Genomic DNA, 3,806 nt, shown 5'->3' on the forward strand with positions numbered 1-3,806 from the left:
CCACCGCGGCGACGGCCAGATCCCGGCGCCGGGCCCGTTCGGCCCGGATCGAGGCTTCGCCCCCGGCCGGCCGCGGCGGGGTCGGCGTCGCCGGCCAGCCGGGCGCCCAGTTGCCCCATTCCTCGGCCAGGCCCAGGCCGCAGGCCAGCCCGGCCCTGACAGAGCCGACCGGCCGGTCCTCGACCCGGTCGTCCTCGTCGGCGGTATAGAGGTCGCTGACCCGCTCGCCGAGCTCCTGCTCCAGCGCCTTGGCCCGGTCGTCACCCGGGGTCTCGTCCCAGATCATGAAGTCCAGGACGCTCTGGACGTCCTCACGGTGGCGGGCGCGGCGCAGCTTGCGGCCGGCCTCACGCTCGGCGGTCGCGACCTTGTCGCTGGCGCACAGCCGGTCGGCGGCACGGCCGCGCAGGCTCAGCGAGCGCTGCACCGAGCGGGCGAAGCGGTCGAAGGCCAGCCCGGCCTCGCGCGCCTCGACCCTGGGGTCGGCGTCGCCGGCCAGCCGGGCGCCCAGTTGCCCCATTCCTCGGCCAGGCCCAGCCCGCAGGCCAGCCCGGCCATGACCGAGCCGACCGGCCGGTCCTCGACCCGGTCGTCCTCGTCGTCGGTATAGAGGTCGCTGAGCCGCTCGCCGAGCTCCTGCTCCAGCGCCTTGGCCCGGTCGTCATTCGGGGTCTCGTCCCAGATCATGAAGTCCAGGACGCTCTGGACGTCGTCGCGGTGGCGGGCGCGGCGCGCCTTGCGGCCGACTTCGCGCTCGGCGGTCGCGACCTTGTCGCTGGCGCACAGCCGATCGGCGGCACGGCCGCGCAGGCTCAGCGAGCGCTGCACCGAGCGGGCGAAGCGGTCGAAGGCCAGCCCGGCCTCGCGCGCCTCCATCCTGGGGTCGGGGTCATCCGCCGGCTGCCCGGCGGGATCGGCCCGCACTTCGGCCGCCCAGGCCTGCGCCGCCAGGGCGCGGGCACCCTCGCCCTCGGCCAGCTGCATGCCGATCTCGGCGAGGCGGCTGAGCATCTCGATCCCCTGCAGCGCAAGGCTGCGGCAGTGGACCTGGATGTCGATGGGTTCGGGGGTGGGTTGCATGGAACAGATGATGAACGAATGGTAAGGGTCGTCGCAATGAACGTTCCGTTCACAGCCCATCCGCCTGTTCCGCCGCGCGGGAGGGGCTGAAGGCGCTTGCGTAGCGGCCTTCCCATACCCCTCGAAATCGTCATTCCCGCGAAAGCGGGAATCTCGCCATGCCATAGCCGGCGGGAGATTCCCGCTTTCGCGGGAATGACGTCCAGGGATGAGGTCCCGCCCCCACCTTCAGCCGGTGGCGGCGAAGTTGCGGTAGCTGCCGATCAGCTCCTCGACAGGGCCGGAGCGGCAGCCGCGCTGCCGGGCCAGGGTGGCTGCATCCTGCTCGTTGGCGGCACGCCGGGCCCCGAGCTCCTGGTACACCCCGGCATCGCCGGGCGCCCCGCCGGGGCTGTTGGCCAGCTGCGCCGCCGCCTCGGATTCCGCCTGCTGCAGCACCCCGTCGAAGCGGTTCTCCTGCTGCGGGTCGAGCCGGACCCGGCAGGACCGGGCGGCGGCACCGGCGCGGACGATGGCGTCGTAGCGCTGCAGCGCGTCGCCGGCATATCCCGACGGCTGGGGTCCCCCCGCCTGCTGCGGGCCGCCGGACTGCTGCGGCCCCTGCTCCGCCTGTTGCGGATAATAATAGGGCTGCTCGGCCACGCAGCCGCCAAGAGCCAGCACCGCGACCAGCGCGGCCGATCCGAAGCGCGTGATGCGCATCGCGTCCTCCAAGTAATATCAGGCGGCAGGTCAGCCCTGCCCGGCAGACAAACGATCGGCGAGGCCGATCAGGTCCATGATCTGCGGATCCTGGCAGCCGCGCTGTGCGACCACATCGCGCACCGCCCGCTCCTGCACCGTCCGGCGCTGGGCGATATCGCCCAGCACCTCCTGGTCCGTCGCCGGCAGGTCTTCCCGCTTGGCCAGGGCCGCGGTGGCCTGGCGCTGGGCCTCGACCATGACATCGGCGAAGCGGCTTTCCCTGATGTCGCCGAGCGGGGCGCCGCAGAGATAGCGCACGGAGTTGGCCCGCAGCACCGCCTGCCAACGGTCGACCGGGTCCTTGGCGTCATAGGCGGCGGTGACCACCGGCCCGCCGCCGCAACTGGCCAGGAGCAGGGCCACGACCAGCCATCCGGCTCGGACTGATGCCATGCGGTCGCCTCCATCCTCCAGGGTCGTCAATTCCGGCCTCGGGTGGAACGCCCCTTGTGCCGGCGGCGTCAATCGATACATGAAGGGCGGATTCCGCGAAAGGACCTGAGATGAGCGCTGCCTCCACCACCCCGCGTCCCGACGCCCCGAGGCCGGTCGTCCTGTGCATCCTCGACGGCTGGGGCTGGCGCGAGGAGGAGGCGGACAACGCCGTGCTCCTGGCCGACACGCCAAATTTCGACCGGCTGTGGGCCACGGAACCGCACGCCTTCCTGCAGGCGAGCGAGGAGGCGGTCGGCCTGCCGCACGGCCAGATCGGCAACTCCGAGGTTGGCCACATGAATCTCGGCGCCGGCCGGGTGGTGTTCCAGGACCTGCAGATGATCTTCAACGCCATCGCCGACGGCTCGCTGGCCAAGGCCAAGGCGCTGCAGGCGCATATCGCCGCGCTGAAGGCGTCGGGCGGCACCTGCCACCTGATGGGCCTGCTGTCGCCAGGCGGCGTCCATGCCCACCAGGACCAGATCGCGGCGCTGGCGAAGATCGTCGCCGAGGCCGGCGTGCCGGTGGCGGTGCATGCCTACACCGACGGCCGCGACACGCCGCCGCGGGCCGGCGCCGACTATCTGCGCCGCTTCCTCGGGGATATCGACGGGCTGCCGCAGACCCGCATCGCCACCGTCGACGGCCGCTACTACGCCATGGACCGCGACAAGCGCTGGGAGCGGGTGGAGAAGGCCTATCACGCCGTGGCCGAGGCCAAGGGCGGGACCTCCCCCGACGCCATCGCCGCGATCGAGAGCGCCTATCAGGCCGACACCGGCGACGAGTTCATCCTGCCGAGCGTGATCGGCGGCTATGCCGGCATGAAGGATGGCGACGGCGTGCTGTGCGCCAACTTCCGCGCCGACAGGGTGCGCGAGATCCTGCAGGCGCTGCTGGACCCCGCCTTCGACGGCTTCGAGCGCACCCCGGTGCGCTTCGCCGATGCCTGCGGCCTGGTCGAGTATTCCGAACAGCTGAACGGAATGATGTCGGCGATCTTCCCGCCGAAATCGATCGCCAAGGGGCTGGGTGAGATCGTCGCTGCGGCCGGCAAGACCCAGCTGCGCACCGCCGAGACCGAGAAGTACCCGCACGTCACCTTCTTCTTCAACGGCGGGGAGGAGACGCAATTCCCCGGCGAGGACCGGATCATGGTTCCCTCCCCCAAGGTCGCGACCTACGACCTGCAGCCGGAAATGTCGGCGCCGGAGGTTTGCACCAGGCTGGTCGGCGCGATCGACAGCGGCAAATACGATTTGGTCGTGGTCAACTTCGCCAACCCGGACATGGTCGGCCACACCGGCATCCTCGAGGCCGCGATCAGGGCCTGCGAGACGGTCGATGGCTGCCTGGGCAAGGTCGAGGCCGCGGTGCGGCGCCAGGGCGGCGCCATGCTGGTCACCGCCGACCACGGCAATGCCGAGCTGATGCGCGACCAGACGACCGGCGTCCCGCACACCGCGCACACGCTGAACAAGGTGCCGGTGATCCTCGTGAACGCCCCGGCACCCCGCCCCGGCCTGCATGACGGCAAGCTGGCGGAC

The 3,806-nt window shown here is 71.5% G+C and carries 5 protein-coding genes; 1 reads left to right on the top strand and 4 read right to left on the bottom strand.

Annotated features, from left to right (window positions below; genetic code table 11):
• The 4 genes from AC3XYG_RS00405 to AC3XYG_RS00420 form a co-directional block, all read right to left on the bottom strand.
• Positions 1 to 520 (bottom strand): hypothetical protein (locus AC3XYG_RS00405; RefSeq protein ID WP_489137836.1); only part of this gene is annotated, 520 nt, incomplete at its 3' end.
• Positions 412 to 1,080: a hypothetical protein gene (locus tag AC3XYG_RS00410; protein ID WP_489137837.1), complete on the bottom strand. Its 669-nt coding sequence runs from the start codon at positions 1,078 to 1,080 to the stop codon at positions 412 to 414. The genes AC3XYG_RS00405 and AC3XYG_RS00410, both read right to left, overlap by 109 nt.
• A 228-nt stretch (positions 1,081 to 1,308) precedes the next feature.
• On the bottom strand, positions 1,309 to 1,782 hold the full coding sequence (locus AC3XYG_RS00415; protein WP_489137838.1) for a hypothetical protein: 474 nt from the start codon (positions 1,780 to 1,782) through the stop codon (positions 1,309 to 1,311).
• A gap of 30 nt (positions 1,783 to 1,812) precedes the next feature.
• Positions 1,813 to 2,217, bottom strand: coding sequence for a hypothetical protein (locus AC3XYG_RS00420; protein WP_489137839.1), 405 nt, complete (start codon positions 2,215 to 2,217; stop codon positions 1,813 to 1,815).
• Between the two features lie 110 nt (positions 2,218 to 2,327).
• Between AC3XYG_RS00420 and gpmI the strand changes: the two genes are divergently transcribed.
• Positions 2,328 to 3,806, top strand: a 1,479-nt coding sequence (gene gpmI / locus AC3XYG_RS00425; RefSeq protein ID WP_489137840.1) for a 2,3-bisphosphoglycerate-independent phosphoglycerate mutase, incomplete at its 3' end; no start/stop codon positions are given.

This window comes from Inquilinus sp. (assembly GCF_057815775.1).

Bases quoted from the DNA above. Each gene is read 5' to 3' on its own strand.
- AC3XYG_RS00415 (WP_489137838.1), bottom strand. From the start codon at position 1,782: ATGCGCATCACGCGCTTCGGATCGGCCGCGCTGGTCGCGGTGCTGGCT.
- AC3XYG_RS00410 (WP_489137837.1), bottom strand. From the start codon at position 1,080: ATGCAACCCACCCCCGAACCCATCGACATCCAGGTCCACTGCCGCAGC.
- AC3XYG_RS00420 (WP_489137839.1), bottom strand. From the start codon at position 2,217: ATGGCATCAGTCCGAGCCGGATGGCTGGTCGTGGCCCTGCTCCTGGCC.